Origin of the sequence: Arthrobacter sp. NPDC057388, from assembly GCF_042668165.1 — a bacterium.
Lineage (GTDB): Bacteria > Actinomycetota > Actinomycetes > Actinomycetales > Micrococcaceae > Arthrobacter.
On sequence record NZ_JBHVBL010000008.1, the window covers coordinates 1 to 19873 of the forward strand.

Below are 19873 nucleotides of genomic sequence, written 5' to 3' on the forward strand. Positions count from 1 at the left end.
CTTTGGCACCCGCCGCTGCTGCGTTTAATGATTCACGCTCAGGGCTGCAGCCTGGCCGCGGTGCGGCGGCAGCGTCCGGGCGGCGCGGACGACGGCGTCCGTCACCTCTGTCAGGCCCGGAGACTCGAGCGTCCACGCCTGCCAGTAGAGCCGCAGATCCTCGGTCCACGAAGGATCGAGCTCGATCAGTGAGCCCTCCGGGTCCTGCTGGTCAGGCACCATGCCCCAGCCCAAGCCGGCATGAACGGACTCGACGAACTGGACCGAATCGGGAATGAAGTGCTGCGGGGGAGTGGCGTCCGGGGCGATGCGCGCGAGGACAGCGAGCTGGTGGGTGTCCTTCCGGTCGTACTGCATGACGGGGGCGACGGCGAGGGACTCCGGGGTGGGGCCGTCGGGAAACCAGCGGGCCGCGAATTCATGCGAAGCCTTGGCCCGGTACACCATGGTGCCAAGCGGCCGGATGGTGCATCCCTGCACCGGCCGGGGATCCGCCGTGATTGCCCCGACGGCGTCCCCGGACCTCAGGAGGTCGGCGGTGGCATGCTCGTCGTCGCGCAGCAGCTCGAGCGCCACCCGTCCTCCCAGTGCGATTTCCCGGTAGGCGGCCGGCAGCCACGTTGCGATCGAGTCCGCATTGGCCACGATCGGAACCCGCAGCCGTTCGGAATTGGGCGGTGCCCCGCCATCGTCCCCTTCCGCAGCTCCGGATCCGCGCAACGAAAGCACAGCCTCATCAGCGAGCAGCAGCAGCTGGCGGGCGGACCGCAGGAGCTGCTCGCCGGCCGGCGTCGGGCGGACCGGCTTGAGCCGCCGCACCAGCACGCTGCCCACCGAGCGCTCCAGGGCTTTGATGCGCTGGCTCACGGCTGACGGGGTGAGACGGAGCTCGCTCGCCGCGGCATCGAAGGTTTCGTGGTCGACGACGGCGGCGAGAGCCCTGAGCTGGTCGAGTTCCATAAAGAAACTCTAATGGAAGTGCAGGAAAAGTGAATTGTGTTTAAGATTTTCTGCTCGTACCGTCGAAGGCATGATCCCCTTCCTGACCGGCCTTGGCGCTGGCCTTAGCCTTATCGTCGCCATCGGCGCGCAGAACGCGTTCGTGCTGCGGCAGGGCCTCAAGCGCGAGGGTGTGCTGCCGGTCGTCCTCATGTGCCTGGGCAGCGACGCGATCCTGATCTTTGCCGGAGTCGGTGGGATCGGCGCGCTCATCGAGGGCGCCCCGGCCCTGCTCGCCGTGGTGCGCTGGTTCGGCGTGGCCTTCCTTCTTTCCTATGCGGTGTTCGCTGCCCGGCGGGCCCTGCGGCCAGGAGCGCTTAAGGCCGCAGATTCCCCGGGCAAGGGCACTGTCTGGTCGGCGGTTCTCACCGCCGCCGCCATCACCTGGCTCAACCCCCACGTGTACCTCGACACGCTGGTGCTGCTGGGCTCGCTCGCCAACACCCACGGGGACACCGGCAAATGGCTTTTCGGTGCCGGGGCTGCCGCCGGCAGCGCACTGTGGTTTCCGCTCATCGGCTACGGGGCACGTGGCCTCAGTGGCTTCTTTGCCCGGCCGGCATCGTGGCGCATCCTGGACGGCGGCGTGGCCCTGCTCATGCTGACGCTTGCCGTGGTGCTTGCGACCGGACGCTGAGGCCCGCCGACGGCCCCTACTGCGGCGGGGCTTCCGCCATGCGGCCGATCAACCCCGTGAGAATGTCCAGTGCACGGGCCAGCTGCAGATCACTCGGGGCGCCGTACCCGATGACCAGGCCGTTCTCCGGCGGGCGCTCCGCGAAGTAGCCGGCCAGCGTCACCACCCGCACGCCCAGGCCGAGCGCTTCCTCGGCGAGGCGTCCGGCAGGAATGTCCGGTTGCAGCCGGATGACGGCGTGCAGGCCGCCGTCCAAGGCCGCCAGGTCCACGTCTGCCCGTCCGCCGAGCCGGTCCAGCAGCAGCGCGCGGCGGTGCGCGTACTGGCGCCGTGCCCGGGCGATGTGCCGGGCGAGGCCGCCGCCGGCGATGTAGTTTGCCAGCGCCGACTGCAGCACTCCGGGAACAGGGGTGCCGAGGTCAAGCCTGGCATCCCTGAGGCGGCGCCCCACTGTGCCGCGGACCACGAGGTAGCCGCACCGCAGCCAGGGGCTCAACGACTTCGAGAAGGTGCCCACCAGGACAACCTCGGCGCCTGAGGGCAGCGAGGCGAGAGCGGGAAGGGGCATCCTGCGGTGCCGGAACTCGCTGTCGTAGTCGTCCTCGAGGATGACCACATGGTTCGGCTCGGCCCACTCCAGCAGCGCGAGGCGTTCCCCGACCGGCATCCGGCCGCCAAGGGGATACTGGTGGCTGGGGGTGACCAGGATGGCATCAGGGCAGGAACCGAGCGCGGCAAGCTGGGCGGCTTCCAGCCCGTCCTGACCAACAGGAAGCGTCAGCACGGCGGACCCCGCCGCGGTAAGCACGCGCCTGGCCGTCGGATAGCCCGGGTCCTCCATCAGCACGCGGGGAGGCCGCTTCGTCTGGCGGCGGAGTGCGGCCACCGACAGCTGCAGGGCGTCACTGGTGCCCGCCGTAATGATGACGTCGTCAGCGCTCACGGTGAGTCCGCGGGATGCTGCCAGATGGTCGGCTACAGCAGTACGAAGTGCGGGCAGGCCGAAGGCGGGCGGAAGCTCAACATCCACCGGCTCGGACACGGCCTTCCGCCAGGCGGCCCGCCAGGCGCGGTCGCGGAAGGGTGCGCCGGACGGTCGCCCGGGGGTGAGGTCGATGATCCCGTCACCGTCCGCGCCGGGGGCGGGCCGGACGCTTTCGGGCACCGCGCCGCGACCGTCGGAACGCACGGCCACGCGGGTGCCTGCAGATCCCCGGCTTTCCAGGTATCCCTCACCCGAGAGCTGTTCGTAGGCGCGGACCACCACGCCGCGGGATACTCCCAGTTCTGCTGCCAGCCGGCGCGTTGCCGGCAGCGTGTGCTCTGGCCTCAGGGTTCCGTTCAGGATGGCTTCCCGCAGCAGGCTGACCAGTTGGGCCGCCAGCGGAATGCGGCTCCCACCGTCGAGGACCAGCGGCAATTCTGCTTCCATCTTGGTACTCCTGAATCAGCCATTCTTGGATCTATGCTAGGGCCAAGGGTGCTGTGAACATGGAGGGAGCCACCAGCCACAAGAAAGGACATGAATGTGTTGACCGGCCTGTGCGCATTCCCCCTGACCCCGCTCGCTGGAGACCGCGTGGACGAAGCCGCACTGGTGCGGCTGGTCACGCGGGCAGCTGACGCCGGGGCGGACTCCATCGGCGTGCTGGGATCGACGGGCATCTACACCTACCTGCGCCGCGAGGAACGCCGCAGGGTGGTGGAGGCCGCAGTGGGCGCCGCCCGAGGGACCCCCGTGGTGGCAGGCGTTGGTGCCATGCGCACCCGCGACGTACTCGAGTGCGTTGAGGATGCCCAGTCTGCTGGTGCCTCCGGGCTGCTCCTCGCACCGGTGTCCTATCAGCGGCTGAAGGAGGATGAGGTCTATGGCCTCTACCGCGAGGTCTCGTCCGCCGCTGAGCTGCCGATTGTGGTGTACGACAACCCGGCAACCACCGGTTTCACCTTCTCCGATGAACTCCACGGCCGCATCGCCGAACTGCCGGGCATCACATCGGTCAAGTTCCCGCCGCCCGAACCGGGAAAGGCCGCATGCCGCATCACCCGGCTCCGCGCCGCAGTCCCGGAGAACGTGTCCCTGGGCATCAGCGGCGACTGGGCCGCGGCGGAAGCCCTGCTCGCGGGCTGTGACGCCTGGTATTCGGTCATCGCGGGCCTGTTTCCCAAGGCGGCCCGGGCGATTGTTGACCTTGCCCTGTACAGCCGGCAGGACAGTATGGAGGACGGACAACTGTGCGGCCAACTGACAGCCCAGGGCGAAGCGGCGCTGGAAGCTTCAGCCGCGCTGGAGCCTGTCTGGACCCTTTTCCGCACCTACGGGAGCCTGCGGGTTGTGGCCACCATGGCCGAGCTGCTCGGCTTTGCGGAGGCGCCGTGCCTGCCGCGACCCCTGCAAAGCCTGGACGCCCACGGCCGTACCGAGGCCGAGGAGGCCCTGCGCCGCTCCGGACTCGGCGCCTGAACGGATGCGGGATGGATAGCCTGAACCGCGTGGCGGGGCAACAAGCGGGACAGCAACCGGGGCAGCCCCTGCCGGAAAAGCAGACTGGGCCGGCCCCGGCCGGGACCGCCGCCGGATTGGCCCGCTACGTGGCGGCTGCCACTCTGGCACGCACCGCGGACGGCGGAGCCGTTTTGGCGGTTGTCCTTCTGGTCACAACAGCCGGCGGGCCAGGGTGGCTCGCGGGCTTGCTCGGCGCCTGCATCACCGGACCCCACCTGCTGGGGCCGTTCATCGCCCGAAGCCTGGACTCGTGCCGCGACGGACGGGTGCTGATCGCGCGGGCGTGCGCTGGGCATGGAGCCACCCTGGCGGCTGCCGTGCTGCTGTACCCGGTGGCGTGGCCGGCTACCGCGGTCCTGCTGGTGGCCTCGGGGCTGGTCGGGCCGCTGCTCACCGGCGGCATCAGCAGCCGGCTTCCCGCGATCGCCGGGCCGGACCAGACCAGCCAGCGCCGCGCCCAGGGCTGGGATGTGGCCACCTACGGAATCGGTGGAACCATCGGCCCGGGCATCGTGGCCGCGGTCTCGGCATGGGCCGGAGCCGCAGTGGCTGCACTCATTCTGGCCTCGGCCACGATCGTGGCGGCCGGCCTCGTCCGTCTGCTCCCTTACACGCCGCCCGTAGCGGGGGCAGCCGGCATTCCGGGGCCGGTACGGACGCTGCGGATCATGGCTGCCACGGGGCGACTGCGGAGGATGCTGTACCTGACTGTGACGGTGGCGTTCTCCGTGGCGGCCCTGCCCATCGCCGCTGTTGCCTCCACCGCCGTGTTCAATGTCCAGCCTGCCGCCGCCGGTATCCTGACGGCTGCCTACGGGCTGGGTGGCCTGGCGGGTTCGGCGATGGTGATGGTCCGCCCGCTCCGCGGCGATGCCGACCGGCTGGTCACCCGCCTGGCCGGAATGGTGGCTGCGGCGCTCGCAGTAGCGGCATTGCCGGCATCCTTTCTGCCGGCCATCGCCGCCTACGCCGCGGCGGGGGTTCTGAATTCGTACTTCTTCGCCGCAACACTGGCCGCCCGCAGCGAGTTTGCCCCGCTGCAGATCCGGGGGCAGGTGTTCGTCTGGGTGGGGGCCCTCAAAATCGCCGCCGGGTCTGCGGGCACAGCCGCGGCCGGCATCGCCGTGACAGGGGAGCCGAAGGGTGTGTTGTTCCTGGTTTCTGCAGTCGTCCTGGCGGCTGCAGGAACCTCGGTCCTGGAACGCCGAAGTACCCGCAGTCCGCAACCGGATTGACAGGTTCGTCCCCGGAATCCGGGAACGCGGTTACGATGTGAGTTCCGGGGCCTTCGGGCCCTCCGCACAGCCGAAGGACGCCATGACAGCCCAGAATGCTTCCTCGCCGCCACGGGCCGCCGTGGTAGTCAACCCCGCCAAGGCTGTTGGTGCCGACCTCAAAGCCTCGCTGTTCCGGCTTTGCGAGACGCAGGGGTGGGCAGAGCCGCTGTGGCTGGAGACCACGCCGGAGGACCCGGGCGTCGGACAGGCGAGGGAGGCACTCGAGGCGGGTGTCGACGTCGTTATGGCCGTGGGGGGCGACGGCACCGTCAGGTGCGTGGCGGAGGTGCTGGCCGGCACGCAAACGCCCATCGGACTGGTGCCGCTGGGGACCGGCAACCTGCTGGCCCGCAACCTGGGCGTGGACATCAACGACCCCGTCTCCGCCGCCTACGACGTCCTGAACGGCACCGAGCGCACGGTGGACGTTGCCCGGACCACCTTTGACGGGTCCGACGACGAGAACGTCTTCCTGGTCATGGCCGGCGTGGGCTACGACGCTGCAATCATGGCCGACACCGTGGACGCACTGAAGGACCGGATGGGCTGGCTCGCCTACGTTGAAGCGGGAATCCGGAAGCTGCCGGGCAAACCGGTCCGGGCCACGGTACGGGTGGAGGGCAAGCATCCGGTCAAACGGCGGATCCGCAGTGTGATGGCCGGCAACTGCGGCCGGATCATGGGCGGCATCGAGATATTCCCGGAAGCCAAGGTGGACGACGGCGTGCTGGACCTGCTGGTCCTTGCCCCCCGCGGGCACTTCGGCTGGCTCGGCGTTGCGGCCGGCATCTTCGGCCGCCGGAAGAACCAGAAGGAATCTGCAGAGTATTTCCAGGGCAAGAAGGTCGAAGTGAGCCTGGAACAAGAGGAGGAATTCCAGCTCGACGGCGACCATGTAGGCACCGTCAAACACCTCACCATCTGGGTGGATCCCGGCGCGCTAAAGGTCCGGATGTAGCTTCCTGTTTAGGGTTCGACGGCGGCCCGCTCCCAGTGGGCGGGCCGCCGTCGGTCTTGCCTGGGCTGCTGCCGCGCCCGGGGGCGGCACGGCGGGCGGATCAGTCCGCGAGCAGCCTGCCCCACCTTGGTGCGAGCAAGGGGGACCCGGCAAGTTTGAGGCAGTGCCACAGCGTTACGGCCACGGAGTCGAGCACCGGAACGCCGGTGCCCGCTTCGATCTCCGCCGCGATGTTGGCGCCGTACAGGTTGGTGCAGAGATAGATCAGGGCGTCCGGGGCGTCGGCCGCAAGCTCGAGGGAGCCCGGGCGCATCTCGTCGTCGGTGACCCGGCCGAAGGACTCGTTGTCGCTCAGGCCCAGGCAGCGGTGGCTGACGGTCTTGATCCCGTCCCGCTCGTAGGACCCGATGATGGCGCGGTTGACGTCCTCGGTGTACGGCGTGAACAGCCCGATCCGTTCCGTGCCGAACACCCGGAAAGCCTCGAGGTACGCCAGCGTGGACGTCGTGGCGGGGATGCCGGTGGCGTCGGTGATCTCGTGGACCAGTTCATGGTCGTGGCCGGACCCGAGCCAGGAGCCGGAGGTGCCGTTCCAGGCGATCACGTCCACGTCCGCCGTCGCCAGCAGCCTTGCGGCTTCGCGCATGACGGCAGGATCGAACTGCCTGTCCGAGGAACTGTCCAGGGCGATCCGGGTGACGGGTATCCGGGTGAAGTGGATGGTCACGTCGGTGCGGTCGCCCAGGATCCGGTAGCTCTGCGGCTCCAGGCATGTGTTGGACGACGGGACGATCATGCCGACCCGGGTGTTGCGTTTTACGGCAGTCATGGCGGGCTCCTAGAGGGTCGCGGGGGAGAGATCGGCAATGGCGGCGTGGTGCTCCCGGAATCCGTTCCGGGCCACGAAGCGGCCCACGGCGCCCGGGTCATGGAAGCCCTCCCGGTCGAGTACCACGGTGCCTGCGGAAATCACGACAGCGGGCCAGCCGGACAGCGTGCGGCCGTCGAACGGCGAGAAGTCGGTGCCCATGTGGAGGGCGCTGCCGTCGACGGTCCGCTGCTCGGCCGGATCAAAGAGGACCAGGTCGGCGTCGAAGCCTTCGGCGATGCTCCCCTTTCCGGGCAGGGCGTTGATGCGGGCCGGACCGGCGGAGAAGACCTCGACGAATTCCTCGACGCTGCTGCCGGACGCGGCCATGGCCGTGAACGTTACGGGCATGCGGGTCTCCACGCCGGGCAGGCCGTGCGGCATGGCACGGACATCGTCGGTGCGTTCCCGCTTCTGGGTCAGGTCGTAGCAGGAATGGTCGGAGGACACGGTGTGGATGGCCCCGGCTGCCAGCCGTTCCTTGAGCGCGGCGACCGTTTCCGGGCTGCGCATGGGCGGGCAGCAGGCGTACCACTCGGGGAAGGCCGAGCCGTAGACGGTGTCATCGAGCGTGAGGTAGTGCGGGCAGGTCTCCGAGTAGGCCTCCTGGCCGCGGGACCGTGCCTCGGTGACCAGGTCGACGGCGCCGGGTGTGGACTGGTGCACGAAGTACACCGGTGCCTTCGTGTACTGGGCCATGGCCAGGGTTTCCTTGACGGAGATTTCCTCGGCCAGTTCCGGACGGGTGCGGTGCAGGTGCTCGATGCCGATCCGGCCGTCGTCGGCGTGCTGTGCGGTGCAGTCGCTGATGATGGGATCGTGCTCGGCGTGGATGTAGGTGAGCCCGTCCAGCCGGACCATTTCGCGCATCACCTTCAGTATGGTGTCGCCGTCGGCCATGGTGGTGCCGCGGTTGGTGGTGTACATCTTCACGGAGCGGACGCCCTCGGCGGCGAGCTGCTCGAGCTGCCACGGCACGGTTTCGTCCCAGCTGATCACCGATCCGTGCAGTGCCACATCGCAGCGGGACTCCCGCGCCAGTTCCTTCTTGTTGAGCACCGCCGCCAGCGGGGTCTCGCGGGCGTCGCGGGGGATGCCGAAGTCGATGATGGTGGTGGTGCCGCCCCAAAGAGCAGCGGTTGAGGTGGTCCGGTAATCGTCCAGGGTACGGAAACGGCCGGTCACCTGGGCAACGTGGCAGTGTCCATCCACGCCGCCGGGGATCACCAGCTGGCCGGCCGCATCAATGGTGAGCAGCGCCTCGGGTGCGGGCTCGGCGGCATCGATGAGCTGAGTGATTTTGCCGCCACTGACCACGACGTGGGCGTGCCTGCGGCCAAAGCTGTTGACCACGGTGCCGTTGGCGATGACGAGTTCGGGGATGCGGGACATCGGTGTCCTCCTGACTGGGAAGCTGAGGGATCTAGTTCGTGGGGGCCGCGGCGTGTGCCGCCGTCTGGATGGCGGTCAACGCGGCGTCGAGGTTTCCGGGCAAGCCCTTCCGCGCCTTGACCGGCGGCGGGGCAAAGGCGCCGGCCCGGTGCAGGCCGGACTGAAGCTCGACGACGGCCTCGGCCATCCGGATGCCGGCGGAAATGCCGTCCACCACGGGGACGGGGATCTGGCCGCGGAGTTCGCGGGCCAGCCCGGCCAGGGGCGCTCCGGCGAGGATGACGACGTCGGCTCCGTCCTCCGCGACGGCCTGCCGGCTGAGTGCCAGGAGGGTCTCCTTGAAGTCCTGCTGCACGGAGCCGATACCGTTCAGGCTTTCGTTGATGGAGCGGATCGAGGCCAGCCGTCCGCCGAGGCCGAAGTGCTCCACGCAGTCCCGGTACCAGGGCCGGATCCGGTCTGAGATGGCAATGATGGAGAAGCGCTGGCCCTGCAGTGCGGCGGCGCAGAGGGCGGCTTCGGTGATGCCGATGACGGGCACGTCGGCGAGCTCTTTCAGGGCCGGCATTCCCGGGTCGCCGAAGGCGGCCACGACGACGCCGTCGATGCCGTCCTCCTCGCTGGAGTCCGCCGTGTATTCGGCAATGATCTCGGCCACCGCGCCCGCGGCGATAAGCGATTCAAAGCCCGTTTCGATGTACTCCACGCCGTGGCCGGCGGTACGGACTATCAGGCTGGTGCCGGGCGAGGCCGAGCGCAGGGCCTCGGATTCGATCAGCGCGGTGACGTCCTTGCTGATGTTCGGGTTAATGACAAGAAGTTTCATTTTTTCTTCCGGTGCAGGGCTGGTTCCGTTTTCTGGAAGTCCTCGGGGAACTGTTCGCGGTATTTGCCGATGTGCGAGGCCGACTGGGCGGCGGCGCGGTCGGGGTCGCCGCTGGCGATGGCCTCGTACAGGTCACGGTGTTCCTGGATCAGTTCCGGCAGGTCGCTGACGTGGCGGAAAAGCCAGTGCATGCGCCCCTGCAGGGGTTCCAGTGCGGATTTGAGAAAGTTGTTGTCGGCGATGCCGGTGATGGCGTCGTGGAATTCGCTGTTGGCCCGGTGCGCCTCGATGACCGCGCCCCGGGCCAGGCAGCTGGCGGCCTCATCCAGCAGCCCCTTAAGGCGGCCAAGGTCCTCGGCCGTGGCGCGCATGGCGGCGAGCCGGCAGGCCAGCACTTCCAGGGACTGCCGGACGTCGAAGAGGTCCTCCACGTCTTTGGGGCTGAGCGTGCTGACTTCGGCGCCCCGTGCCCCCCGGTCGCTGATGAGCCCCTCCTGGCGGAGCATCCGCAAAGCCTCCCGGACGGGAAGCCGGGAGACGTTGAACTCGGCGGCGAGGTCGCGTTCCACCAGCCGGGTGCCGGGAACGTAGTGCCCCTCGAAGATCCTGGTGCGGAGCGTGTCCCGGACAGCCTCGCGGAGGGGGCGTTCCTTGTCCTGGGTGTCTTCTGCGGTAAGCATGGTGCTCCATTCGGATTCTTGGTGTGGCGTGCGTTCCCGGCGGGCGGGAGTCGGGCTTGCTGCCAGCTTAGACAGGCAGCCGCTTGTTGTAGTTCAGCGTGAGCACGGAGGCGCCCATGATCACTGCGGATCCCACGAAGTAGAGCAGTGCCCAGGTGTAGGAACCGGTGGCGCCAACGATCAGGCCGACGGCGATCGGGGTGACGAAGCCGGAGATGTTGCCGCTGAAGTTCATCGCCCCGCCCAGGACACCGGCGTTGGTGCGGCCGCCCAGGATGGCCGGGATGCTCCAGAACAGGCCCACCCAGCGGAGGAAGAACATCACCACGGAGAGAAGCACGACGGCGGTGGTCGGGTCAGCGACGACGGTCACCCCGACGAGGCCGCCCACCACCACGACGCTGGAGATCCCCAGCAGCGTCCGCATGACGCGGTTGGCGGAGGCACCGGAGGCGCGCCACTTGTCGGCGATGGTGCCGCCCAGGATTTCACCGACGAAGCCGGCGCCGAAGATGACGAAGGTGGACCAGCCGATGGTCTTCAGGTCGAAGCCCTTGGCCTGGGCGAGGTACAGCGGACCCCAGGTGAGCAGGCCGTAGAAGACGCCGTTGAAGCCCAGCCAGCCAAAGCACATCGCCCAGAACGAGCGGAACTTCAGGTACGGGAGCAGTGCGCGCTTGCCCTGGCTGCCTTCCCTTTGCGCCTCGGCGTCCTCCTCGGCGTGGGAGGCCTCGATGTAATCGGCCTCGGCTGCGTTGACGCCGCGGTGCTGGCGGGGATTGTCGCGGACGTACCACCAGACGGCCAGGCCCATGAGGACGGTGGCGGCGCCGGCGATGACGAAGGACGTCCGCCAGCTGCCGGTGGCCGCGATGAGCCCGGCGATGAGGATGCCGCCCAGCCCGGCCCCGAGTGGAGCACCGGCGTCGAGGATGGTGGCGCCGCGGCCCCGCTCCGACTTGTGCATCCAGATGGCGTTCAGCTTGCCGCCGGCCGGCATGACGCCGGCTTCGGTGACGCCGATGCCCAGGCGGGCGATGAACATGCTGAGGAAGCCGCCGGCCATGCCGGAGGCCGCAGTGGCGGCACCCCAGCCCACGCAGGAGGCGGTCATGACCTTGCGGGGGCCGAACTTGTCGATCAGCAGGCCGACCGGGATCTGCATCAGGGCGTAAGTCCAGAAAAAGGCCGAGAGCAGGAGGCCAACGAGCTCCGGGGCGAGGTTGAACTCCTTTTGGATGATGGGCAGCGCCACGGAGATGGAGCCGCGGTCGATGTAGTTGACGGCGACCAGGACGAGCAGCAACAGAAACAGTTTCCAGCGGACGTTGGTGCGCCGTTGCACGACGTCCTTTCCGGGCTTGTTGCCGCGGGAATCGGCGGCTTGGGTCTGGGATGTCACTGCTTCAGTATCTGGGAGAGACACAGCTTCTCCTTTGCGGGAAGGGTGCGGACAGGGAAGGGGGATGAGTTATGAGGGCGGTGCGGCCGCGTGGCGGGATCTCCGGAGGGCGAGTTTTGTTGGGGTGGCGCCGGCGGAAGGATCTTGCCTTTTGGGATCCCGTTTTGGGATCCCAAAATCAAGGTAAGGAGTGGCGTGGGACACTGTCAAGGGTTTTAGGGAAAGTCGGCCGCGGCATCCGAAAAAACGGATTGTGACTGCGGGCGAAGGGCAAGACATCGAAAAGGAGAACCGAATGAAAACGGTCCGACTGGGAAACTCCGGGCTGGAAATCAGCGCCGTGGTCCTGGGCATGATGAGCTACGGCGACCCGGGCAAGGGGTCGCACGGGTGGAGCGTGGGACTCGACGAAGCCAGGCCGTTTGTACGGCGGGCCTACGAAGCCGGAATCACCACCTTCGACACCGCAAATGTGTACTCCGCGGGCTCCAGCGAGGAGATCACCGGCACCCTGCTCAAGGAACTGGCTCCCCGCGAAGAGATCCAGATTGCCACCAAGGTCCATGGCCGGATGCGCCAGGCGCGCAACGGCAGCGGGCTAAGCCGCGCCGCGATCATGCACGAGATCGACGCTTCCCTCACCCGGCTTGGCACCGACTACGTGGACCTCTACCAGATCCACCGCTACGACCCGGTGACCCCGATCGAAGAGACGATGGAGGCGCTGCACGACGTCGTGAAGGCGGGCAAGGCGCGGTACATCGGGGCGTCAAGCATGTGGGCGTGGCAGTTCGCGCAGATGCAGCATGTGGCAGAGCTGTACGGCTGGACCAGGTTTGTGTCCATGCAGGACCAGTACAACCTCCTCGAACGTGAGGAGGAGCGCGAAATGCACCCGTTCTGCCAGGCGACCGGCGTGGGTGTCATCCCCTGGAGCCCGCTGGCGCGCGGAAACCTGACCCGGCCGTGGGGTGCCGCCGGCTCCGGGATCCGGCAGGACACGGACGAATTCGGCAAGGGACTGTACAAGCAGGACGAGGCGGCCAACAAGGCCATCGTCGATGCGGTGGCCGCCGTTGCGGACGAACGCGGCGTTCCGATGGCGCAAATCGCCCTGGCCTGGACCGCAGGCAAGTCCGCAGTCACCGCGCCCATCGTCGGGGCTACCAAGGAGCGCCACATCGACGACGCCGCTGCCGCCGTCGGGCTTGACCTGACCGAGTCCGAGATCAAGCGCCTCGAAGAGGGTTACACGCCCCGCCACCCGTCCGGGTTCTAGGCTGCACAGCTTCGGACCGGGCAGCTTCTTCGGCGCAGTGGGGGCAGGTTCCTTGGGGTGAGGGTAAGTCGGCCGCTGCCTGGGTACGGGTCACCACAACGCAGGATGAAATGGTGCTGCAGGACCCAGGAGGATCAGCGATGGCACAGGCTTCTTTGCTGGAGCGAATGAAAGGCCAATGGGACGGGCTCGGGGCTGGTGTTTATGCGGCTGCCCTGGTGGTCGTGGTGCTGGGGCTCTGCGGGGTCGTCGGCGTCGTCCTCCATCTCCCGTGGCTTTTCCCAAGCCTCGGCCCCACGGTGATGCTGTTCTTCGAATCCCCTGAGCAGGAAGCGGCGCGGCCGGTCAACGCCCTCGTCGGGCACGGAGTCGGGCTCTTGGCCGGCGCGCTGTGCCTGTACGCGTTCGGGTTGCAGGGCCAGCCATCCGCCCCGGTGGGCGGACTGACGCTGCTGCACGTGATCAGCGGGGCGCTGTCGGTGGCGCTCACCACCCTGGTGCTGACGTGGATCGGCTTGCCGCATCCGCCGGCCGGAGCCACCACGCTGATCATCAGCCTCGGCATCCTCACCACGCCGCCGCAGCTGCTGTCCGTTGCTGCCGCGGTGGTGATGACCACGCTCATTGGCTGGGGGCTGAACATGCTGCTGGGGACCCGTCCGGCCCGGAAATGAGAGCGGCTGTGTGGGAGTCCCCGGCCCCCTGCGCTTTCCCGTCCCGGTGCGCCTCCCCGTCCCGGTAATCCCCACGGTGCGCCAGGATTTCTGCGAGCTCGGCGAGCCGGTGGGCACGGGCCGACTCGGCCGGTGTGAACGGCTCGCCGGGACGGAAGAAGGTGATGGGTCCGTGCCAGGCGGTGGGAATCTTCAGGAGGGTGCCGGCGTCGTTCGTTTCCCTGCCGTTGGATAGGGCATGGCAGGCCGATTCGCTGCCCGGGTCAAGGATCCGGGCGGAGAGCAGTTCCGCCACGGCCAGCGGAAGCTCCCCCGGAGATGCGGCGATCCGGGCGGCCAGGCTCAGCGCCTTGGTCTGGCCGTCGGCCATGGCCAGGGCGGTGGTGGGCCAGACCTGCGGGCTCCGTCCGCCGCCGTCGGCCAGTGCCTCCAGCAGCTGGCGCTCGCTGACCCCGCCCGGGGAGGACAGCACGAATTCGTCCATCACCCCGCCCCGGAGCGGATGGACGTGGATGCCCAGGATGTTGGTGTCCAGTAAGGCCAGCGATCTGGTGATCCGCTTCAGGGAGCCGGGCTCGTCGCGGAGCACCGTCCTGGCGCGCCACAGCGCAGGCGCCGTGCCGAGGCGCCGCCGGTGGCGAAGCGCAGGAGCGTGGAGCCAGCGCCGCAGGATCCGTGCGGCGGACGGCTCGGCCACCCAGATCACCAGGACGGTGGCCGTCAGCGTCAGGACCAGCACCTTGGCCACGTAGGGCAGGTGTGTCTGCACCACCAGCGCGTGCACCAGCAGTTCGATCGGCAGCATCACGGCCACGTTGGCCACGGTGAGGCGGGTCTTGGTGGGCTCCGGCATCTGCCCGCAGACCTCGCAGCTGAGTTCTGCTGCTGTGTTCGGCAATTGACGGTTCGATGCGGGACGGGTCCGCGGGCGGGGCTTCATGATGCCAGCCTGCCGGGCGCCTGTTACCGGCGGATTGCCTGCAAGTTCCGATCCGCGAAAACATCCGTTTGAATGGAGTTTTCGTCCAGATACCGCGGGTTAAAGGGCCTTTAGCGGCCATTATCTGTACAAAAACTCGGGACCGGGGGGACGTTGCCGCGGGGTCTCCTCCGGCTATGGCCAGCCTCCCGCCGGGTCCTTAAACTGAAGGGACCAGCGTGCGGAGCTCCCGTACAACGGCCTGCTCGCACGGAAAAGTCGACTCGTGGAGAGCACCGCCATGCCCATCAGCCTCAGTTCAGGTCACACACGCCGTGCCGCCGCAGGGCTCCTCGCCCTCGCCGCGCTTCTGGTCCCCGCGCCGGTCGCTTCCGCCGGAGACTCAGACCATATTGCCCCGGTCATCCGGCTGGACGGCGCCAAGGGTGCCGAGGGCATCGCCGCCGCCGGCGGCACCAAATTCTTTGCCGGCGACCTGGTCACCGGGGACATCTACCGCGGCGACATCCGCAAGGACAAGGCGACCAGGTTCATCGATGCCCCCAACGGCAGGGTGGCCGTGGGCATGAAGGCCGACCGGCACAACGATCTGCTGTTCGTGGCCGGCGGCCCCACCGGGCAGGCGTACGTGTACAACACCGACAACGGAAAGACCGTCAGGACCTACCAGCTGACCAGGAAGGAAGCCTTCATCAACGACGTGGCGCTCACGGACCAGGGGGCGTGGTTCACCAATTCCCGGCGGGCTGAGCTCTACTTCATTCCGATGGACGACGACGGCGACCTCGGCAGCGTTCGCACACTGGCACTGAAGGGCCCCGCGGCAGACACCAGCAAGCAGTTCAACCTCAACGGCATCGCCTACTCACGCGACGCCCGCCGGCTGGTCGTCGCCCACTCGGGCAACGCGGCACTGTACACGGTCAGCCCGCGCACCGGCGCCAGCACCGCAATTAAGGGCGTGAAGGTGCCCAACGTCGACGGCGTCCTGGTCAAGGGCAACACCGTCTGGGCCGTGCAGAACATGTCCAACCAGATCAGCCGGCTCCGCGTGAACTTCCACGAATCCACCGCCAAGCTGCGGGAAGTCATCAAGAGCCCCCACTTCAACATCCCGACGACGGCCGCCCTCTTCGATGACACCCTCGCCGCCGTGAATGCGAAGTTTGGGGTGCCCAACGCCAAGACCTTCGAAGTGGTCACGGTGGACGCACGCAGAAACGCCACGAAGTAGGTGCCCCTTCGGAACCGGCAGGGACGAGACGAAGGCAACAGGACCGCGGGCGGCCCCGGGCGGAAAGCCGGGGGCCGCCCCCCGTTAAACTGGAAAGCGGACGCCAGGGCCGCCGTCGTCAGCTCCAAACTGCAACGAAAGGCGCGATTCCCCCGTGAAGCTGCTGGCCGAGATGTTCACCCTTGCCCCCGCAAACAAAGACCATCACGTCGCCATGCGGTGCGCCGTGGGCGTGTTCGTGCCGTTGATCACCCTGGTGCTGCTGGGACGCCTGGACCTGGCGATTTTTGCATCCTTCGGCGCCTTCACCGGCATTTACGGCCGCGGTGAGCTGCACCGCAAACGGTTCTTCATCCAGGTCCGGGCCGGCGCGCTCATGCTCCTGGTGATCCTCCTGGCCACGCTGACCGCCCGTGCCGTGCACGGCGGCGGCCTGTCCCAGGAGGCCGGCATCTGGCTGCAGGTGCTGGCCACAACACTCGTGGCAGGCGGCTGCTCGTTGGTAATCGCGCGGTGGCGGCACCGGCCCGCGGGCTCGCTGTTCCACATCTTCGCGTTCGCCGCAATAGCATCCATCCCCAACCAGCCGCCGCTGTGGCAGGGCATGCTGGTTTCCGTCCTGACCACGCTCTTTTGCCTGGCGGTAGGGCTGTCCTCCCGCGTGCTGCGGAGCCACCGCACCCCGTGGGAGATGCCGGCACCGGTCCGGCTGACCGTGGAGGAGAAGCGTGCGGCCCGGCTCGAGGCGGTGGGCTACCTCGTGGCCGCCGGGCTCGCCGGTACCCTTGCCACACTTATCGGCCAGCGGCTCGGGTTCGGGCACAACTACTGGGCCATGGTGGCAGCCGTGGTTCCGCTGGTGGGACGCACCACGAGGCACCGCATCGCACGCGGCGTCCAGAGGATCATCGGCACGGTGCTGGGCCTGACCCTGCTGGCGGGCATCCTGCTGCTGCAGCCGGTGCCGTGGCAGACAGTCCTGGTAATCGCCATCTGCCAGTTCGGCGCCGAGCTCTTCATCGCCCGGAACTACGTGCTGGCCCAGGTGTTCGTGACGCCGCTGGCCCTGAGCTCCACGCTGCTCGTCTCGCCTGCAGCGCCGGGCATCCTGCTGCGCGACCGGATCGTGGAGACGGTGATCGGTGCCGTGGTGGGCATCGCCGTGGTGCTGGCCCCCGCCGTGTGGGCCCGGCTGTCGCGGCGGACGCCGGCGGGGGCAGCCGCCCGGTAAGGGCTATTCGGCGACCAGGAGCGCCTGCGGTGCGGCCTGCTTCATCCTGGTCTGCAGCCACCTGATTTCCAGCTGCGAGTCGCCCTCGCAGTCCTTCACCACTCCCTGGAGTTCCTTGTCCTGATCACCCTGCGCCGCCTGGCCCACCATCATCCACGTGACGTCGATGTGGTTGACCAGGACGTACAGGTCCTGCAGGTCAAGCATCAGCGCCAGCGGCCCCGAACGGACCTCCTGCACGCCGTTGGCTGTCAGCCGGTGCTCCTCCTCGCCCTCGACGTCCTCGCCGTAGCGTGCGATGACCGGCTTCAGGGCCTCCCGGTGCGCGTCGCACTTCTTGGCGAAGGTCTGGAGGATGAAGTGCACGTCGGGTTCGTCCCCATGGCCGTCCGCCACTACCCGGAATGACGACGCGAGGGTGGCCTCCGCCTCGTCCAGCAGGCCGATGTAGACAGGCAGTTTCATCGCTGGCCTCCTGTTGCGCGGCGGGACGCGGTGGTGTCCGGGGCCTTCGAGGGGCCGTCGCCGCTGCGGAGCTTTTCCACCCGCACGGCCGCGTTCTTGAACACGGGCTGCTTGGACACCGGGTCCCATTCGGTGATGGTGAGTTCGTTGGCTGCCCTGTGGTGGCCGTCGGCATTTACGACGGCGGGATCCCCGGTCCCGGTGCCGGCGGCAGCACCGCCGTCGGGCATGTCCCAGTACCCGTAGTGGAACGGTGCGAAGACCGTGCCGGGCCGGATGTCCCCCACGCGCACCGGAACCTCGAGGCTGCCGCGGCGTGACGTCACCTTGGCGATGTCCCCCTCCTGGCAGCCCGTGCGGGCGGCGTCCTCGACGGACATCTCGATCCACGGCTCGGGGGCGGCACCGTTCAGGCGGCGGCTCCTGCCGGTCTTGGTCCGGGTATGGAAGTGGTACGCGGTGCGGCCGGTGGTGTAGCGCAGCGGGTAGTCGGTGTCGGGTTCCTCGTGCGGGGGCGTGTAGTCGAGCGCCTTGAGCCAGGCCTTCCCGGGCTGCACCGTTGCCTTGTACTCCGTCTCGCCGGTGGTGGCGCCGGTGAGGAGGTCGTGGCCGAAGGACTCGCAGTACTCGGGGGCGGTGGGGAATTTTCCGTCCGTGTACAGCCGCCCGGTCCCGTCCGGCTGGCTTTCGGTGCAGGGCCACTGGATGCCGCTGCCGCCGCGCAGCCTGTCATAGCTGAGGCCCGTGTAGTCGCAGGGCCGGCCACGCGAACACTCCTTCCAGGCCTCGAAGCCGTCCTCGGGCCCGGACCAGTCCAGCAGCGGCTGCCCGTCCCTGTCCGTGAACCCCATCCGGCGGGCGTAGTCGAGGAAAACGTCGAGGTCGCTGCGCGCTTCGCCGGGCGGTTCCACGGCCTTCTCGGACAGGTGGACCGTGCGGTCCGCGTTCGTGAAGGTCCCGGTTTTCTCCCCCCACGCAGCGCAAGGGAGAACAACATCGGCGCACTGGGCCGTTTCCGTGAGGTAGATGTCCTGCACCACCAGGAACAGGCTCTCCTTTTCCAGGATGTGCCGGATCCGTTCCAGCTGCGGCATGGACACGGCCGGGTTCGTCGCCGAAATCCACAGCAGCTTGATGGACCCCTGCTCGGCGTACCGGAAGATCTGGAGTGCATGCGTCGGCGGTGCCCAGTGCGGAATGATGGCCGGATCCACGTTCCACAGCCGGGCCAGGTCCTCGACGTGCTGCGGGTTCTCCCAGTTGCGGAAGCCCGGCAGGTCGCCGTCGGCCCCGCATTCCCGGTTGTTCTGGGCCGTGGGCTGGCCGTTCATCTGCAGCAGCCCGCAGCCCGGCTTGCCCAGCATGCCGCGCAGCAGGTGCAGGTTGTTCACCTGGCAGGACGACGCCGTGGCGTGGGCCGACTGGTAGAAGCCCTGCAGGACCGTGGAAAGCACCCTCTCCTCGGTTCCGAAGATCCGGGCGGCGCGGCGCACATCGGCAGCATCCACGCCGCAGGTCTCCGCGACCTTCTCCGGGGTCCACGGCTCCACCACGCTGCGCAGCTGCTCCAGGTTGGCCGTATGCTGCCTGATGTACTCCTCGTCGATCCAGTTGTTGGCCAACACCTCGCGGATGAGGCCGTTCATGAGGGCAAGGTTGGTGCCCGGATGGACCGCAAGGTGCACATCGGCGCGGCGGGCCACCTCCGTGTCGCGAGGGTCGACGCACACGAGCCTTGGCGGGTTGGGCCCGTCAAGCCGGTCAAGGACGCGGGCCCACAGGACCGTCTGCGTTTCCGCCATGTTGTGGCCGTAGAGGAAAATGGCGCTGCAGTGGTCCACGTCCTCGTAGCTGCCCGGCTGCCCGTCCGCGCCGAATGACTCCTTTAGGGCTGTAGCGGCGGTGGCTGTGCAAAGCCGGGTGTTGCCGTCCATGTGCGGTGTGCCGATTCCGGCCTTGCCGAGGATGCCCAGTGCGTAGTACTCCTCCAGGAACAGCTGGCCGCTGGTGTAGAAGCCGTGGCTGAGCGGGCCCTTGCTGGCCAGGAGTTCCTTGCTGCGCTCCACGATCCGGCCCATGGCGGTGTCCCAGTCGGTTTCCACCAGCTTGCCGTCCACCCGGATCAGCGGGCGGGTCAGGCGGTCGCGCTGCTTCACGCCCTGCCAGCTGCCGTAGAGGCCCTTGGGCCCCAGCCGCCCGCGGTTCACCCGGTCCTGCGCACGGCCGCGGATGCCCACCATTTTCCCGTCCTTGACGGCGATGTCGCAGCCGCACCCGTTGCTGCACAGGACGCAGGCGGACTGTACCCACCGGTCCACGTCGCCGTCCGCCAGCCCTTCGGCCAGGACCTGGTCAACCCGCTCAGGCCATGCCTGCCCGCTTCCGTGCGGTGTCCGTTCGCCCCAGATGTCTGCGATCCGGTCAGTCATGGGGTCAGCCTCCAAGATGATAAGGGAACTTACCGTCCTTAGGGTACTCGCCGTTGCCGCCGGCGGAAGAGGCTGG

At 68.2% G+C, this 19873-nt stretch carries 18 protein-coding genes; 8 read left to right on the forward strand and 10 right to left on the reverse strand.

From position 1 onward, the window contains the following. Positions 1–24: 24 nt before the first annotated feature. Positions 25–960, reverse strand: a complete 936-nt coding sequence (locus ACFUTU_RS05675) for a LysR family transcriptional regulator ArgP (RefSeq protein WP_377961749.1) — start codon at positions 958–960, stop codon at positions 25–27. Positions 961–1030: 70 nt separating this feature from the next. Between ACFUTU_RS05675 and ACFUTU_RS05680 the strand changes: the two genes are divergently transcribed. Beyond that, the gene (locus ACFUTU_RS05680) at positions 1031–1636 is read left to right on the forward strand and encodes a LysE/ArgO family amino acid transporter (RefSeq protein ID WP_377961752.1); all 606 of its coding nucleotides are present in this window, start codon (positions 1031–1033) and stop codon (positions 1634–1636) included. 16 nt (positions 1637–1652) lie between these two features. Here the strand turns inward: ACFUTU_RS05680 and ACFUTU_RS05685 are convergent, their stop codons facing one another. Further along, complete coding sequence (locus ACFUTU_RS05685) at positions 1653–3068, reverse strand: PLP-dependent aminotransferase family protein (protein WP_377961755.1); 1416 nt, start codon at positions 3066–3068, stop codon at positions 1653–1655. A gap of 90 nt (positions 3069–3158) precedes the next feature. On the opposite strand from ACFUTU_RS05685, the gene ACFUTU_RS05690 reads away from it, so the two are divergent. The 3 genes from ACFUTU_RS05690 to ACFUTU_RS05700 all read left to right on the forward strand — a co-directional run bounded on the left by ACFUTU_RS05690 (position 3159) and on the right by ACFUTU_RS05700 (position 6377). Next, positions 3159–4100: a dihydrodipicolinate synthase family protein gene (locus ACFUTU_RS05690; RefSeq protein WP_377961758.1), complete on the forward strand. Its 942-nt coding sequence runs from the start codon at positions 3159–3161 to the stop codon at positions 4098–4100. Between the two features lie 11 nt (positions 4101–4111). After that, positions 4112–5377, forward strand: a complete 1266-nt coding sequence (locus ACFUTU_RS05695; protein WP_377961761.1) for an MFS transporter — start codon at positions 4112–4114, stop codon at positions 5375–5377. An 82-nt stretch (positions 5378–5459) separates the two neighbouring features. Further along, positions 5460–6377 (forward strand): diacylglycerol/lipid kinase family protein, encoded by a 918-nt coding sequence (locus tag ACFUTU_RS05700; RefSeq protein WP_377961763.1) that lies wholly within the window; start codon positions 5460–5462, stop codon positions 6375–6377. 100 nt (positions 6378–6477) lie between these two features. Here ACFUTU_RS05700 and ACFUTU_RS05705 read toward each other — a convergent pair whose 3' ends face one another. From ACFUTU_RS05705 to ACFUTU_RS05725, 5 genes are all read right to left on the reverse strand, one after another. After that, positions 6478–7206 carry an aspartate/glutamate racemase family protein gene (locus ACFUTU_RS05705; protein ID WP_377961766.1) on the reverse strand — a complete coding sequence of 243 codons (729 nt, stop codon included), beginning with the start codon at positions 7204–7206 and terminating at the stop codon, positions 6478–6480. A 9-nt stretch (positions 7207–7215) separates the two neighbouring features. Next, on the reverse strand, positions 7216–8637 hold the full coding sequence (locus ACFUTU_RS05710; protein WP_377961769.1) for an amidohydrolase family protein: 1422 nt from the start codon (positions 8635–8637) through the stop codon (positions 7216–7218). Positions 8638–8668: 31 nt separating this feature from the next. Further along, positions 8669–9463 (reverse strand): aspartate/glutamate racemase family protein, encoded by a 795-nt coding sequence (locus tag ACFUTU_RS05715; protein WP_377961771.1) that lies wholly within the window; start codon positions 9461–9463, stop codon positions 8669–8671. Further along, positions 9460–10143, reverse strand: coding sequence for a GntR family transcriptional regulator (locus tag ACFUTU_RS05720; RefSeq protein WP_377961774.1), 684 nt, complete (start codon positions 10141–10143; stop codon positions 9460–9462). The genes ACFUTU_RS05715 and ACFUTU_RS05720 overlap by 4 nt, the downstream gene beginning before the upstream one ends. A 67-nt stretch (positions 10144–10210) precedes the next feature. Continuing rightward, entirely contained in the window at positions 10211–11569 is a 1359-nt protein-coding gene (locus tag ACFUTU_RS05725; protein ID WP_377961777.1) for an MFS transporter, read from the reverse strand. 271 nt (positions 11570–11840) lie between these two features. Here ACFUTU_RS05725 and ACFUTU_RS05730 point away from each other — a divergent pair, with 271 nt between their 5' ends. After that, positions 11841–12824 (forward strand): aldo/keto reductase, encoded by a 984-nt coding sequence (locus tag ACFUTU_RS05730; RefSeq protein ID WP_377961780.1) that lies wholly within the window; start codon positions 11841–11843, stop codon positions 12822–12824. Positions 12825–12964: 140 nt separating this feature from the next. Beyond that, entirely contained in the window at positions 12965–13498 is a 534-nt protein-coding gene (locus ACFUTU_RS05735; protein ID WP_377961783.1) for an HPP family protein, read from the forward strand. Here ACFUTU_RS05735 and ACFUTU_RS05740 read toward each other — a convergent pair. Further along, positions 13446–14438 carry an amino acid-binding protein gene (locus tag ACFUTU_RS05740; protein WP_377961785.1) on the reverse strand — a complete coding sequence of 331 codons (993 nt, stop codon included), beginning with the start codon at positions 14436–14438 and terminating at the stop codon, positions 13446–13448. The two genes, ACFUTU_RS05735 and ACFUTU_RS05740, sit on opposite strands and share 53 nt — an antisense overlap. Positions 14439–14703: 265 nt before the next feature. On the opposite strand from ACFUTU_RS05740, the gene ACFUTU_RS05745 reads away from it, so the two are divergent. Both ACFUTU_RS05745 and ACFUTU_RS05750 read left to right on the forward strand, forming a co-directional pair. Continuing rightward, the gene (locus ACFUTU_RS05745; protein WP_377961788.1) at positions 14704–15672 is read left to right on the forward strand and encodes a hypothetical protein; all 969 of its coding nucleotides are present in this window, start codon (positions 14704–14706) and stop codon (positions 15670–15672) included. Between the two features lie 154 nt (positions 15673–15826). Continuing rightward, positions 15827–16903 (forward strand): FUSC family protein, encoded by a 1077-nt coding sequence (locus ACFUTU_RS05750; protein WP_377961791.1) that lies wholly within the window; start codon positions 15827–15829, stop codon positions 16901–16903. 3 nt (positions 16904–16906) lie between these two features. On the opposite strand, the gene ACFUTU_RS05755 is transcribed toward ACFUTU_RS05750, so the two are convergent. Both ACFUTU_RS05755 and ACFUTU_RS05760 read right to left on the reverse strand, forming a co-directional pair. Next, positions 16907–17368: a hypothetical protein gene (locus ACFUTU_RS05755; RefSeq protein ID WP_377961794.1), complete on the reverse strand. Its 462-nt coding sequence runs from the start codon at positions 17366–17368 to the stop codon at positions 16907–16909. Then, complete coding sequence (locus ACFUTU_RS05760; protein ID WP_377961796.1) at positions 17365–19797, reverse strand: molybdopterin oxidoreductase family protein; 2433 nt, start codon at positions 19795–19797, stop codon at positions 17365–17367. Before ACFUTU_RS05760 ends, ACFUTU_RS05755 begins: the two co-directional genes overlap by 4 nt. Positions 19798–19873: the final 76 nt, after the last annotated feature.

Excerpts from the sequence above, each read along its gene's own strand:
- ACFUTU_RS05675 (WP_377961749.1), bottom strand. The coding sequence starts at position 960 with ATGGAACTCGACCAGCTCAGGGCTCTCGCCGCCGTCGTCGACCACGAA.
- ACFUTU_RS05735 (WP_377961783.1), top strand. The coding sequence starts at position 12,965 with ATGGCACAGGCTTCTTTGCTGGAGCGAATGAAAGGCCAATGGGACGGG.
- ACFUTU_RS05720 (WP_377961774.1), bottom strand. The coding sequence starts at position 10,143 with ATGCTTACCGCAGAAGACACCCAGGACAAGGAACGCCCCCTCCGCGAG.
- ACFUTU_RS05730 (WP_377961780.1), top strand. The coding sequence starts at position 11,841 with ATGAAAACGGTCCGACTGGGAAACTCCGGGCTGGAAATCAGCGCCGTG.
- ACFUTU_RS05690 (WP_377961758.1), top strand. The coding sequence starts at position 3,159 with ATGAATGTGTTGACCGGCCTGTGCGCATTCCCCCTGACCCCGCTCGCT.
- ACFUTU_RS05705 (WP_377961766.1), bottom strand. The coding sequence starts at position 7,206 with ATGACTGCCGTAAAACGCAACACCCGGGTCGGCATGATCGTCCCGTCG.
- ACFUTU_RS05685 (WP_377961755.1), bottom strand. The coding sequence starts at position 3,068 with ATGGAAGCAGAATTGCCGCTGGTCCTCGACGGTGGGAGCCGCATTCCG.
- ACFUTU_RS05700 (WP_377961763.1), top strand. The coding sequence starts at position 5,460 with ATGACAGCCCAGAATGCTTCCTCGCCGCCACGGGCCGCCGTGGTAGTC.
- ACFUTU_RS05740 (WP_377961785.1), bottom strand. The coding sequence starts at position 14,438 with ATGAAGCCCCGCCCGCGGACCCGTCCCGCATCGAACCGTCAATTGCCG.
- ACFUTU_RS05710 (WP_377961769.1), bottom strand. The coding sequence starts at position 8,637 with ATGTCCCGCATCCCCGAACTCGTCATCGCCAACGGCACCGTGGTCAAC.
- ACFUTU_RS05715 (WP_377961771.1), bottom strand. The coding sequence starts at position 9,463 with ATGAAACTTCTTGTCATTAACCCGAACATCAGCAAGGACGTCACCGCG.
- ACFUTU_RS05755 (WP_377961794.1), bottom strand. The coding sequence starts at position 17,368 with ATGAAACTGCCTGTCTACATCGGCCTGCTGGACGAGGCGGAGGCCACC.
- ACFUTU_RS05760 (WP_377961796.1), bottom strand. The coding sequence starts at position 19,797 with ATGACTGACCGGATCGCAGACATCTGGGGCGAACGGACACCGCACGGA.
- ACFUTU_RS05680 (WP_377961752.1), top strand. The coding sequence starts at position 1,031 with ATGATCCCCTTCCTGACCGGCCTTGGCGCTGGCCTTAGCCTTATCGTC.
- ACFUTU_RS05695 (WP_377961761.1), top strand. The coding sequence starts at position 4,112 with ATGGATAGCCTGAACCGCGTGGCGGGGCAACAAGCGGGACAGCAACCG.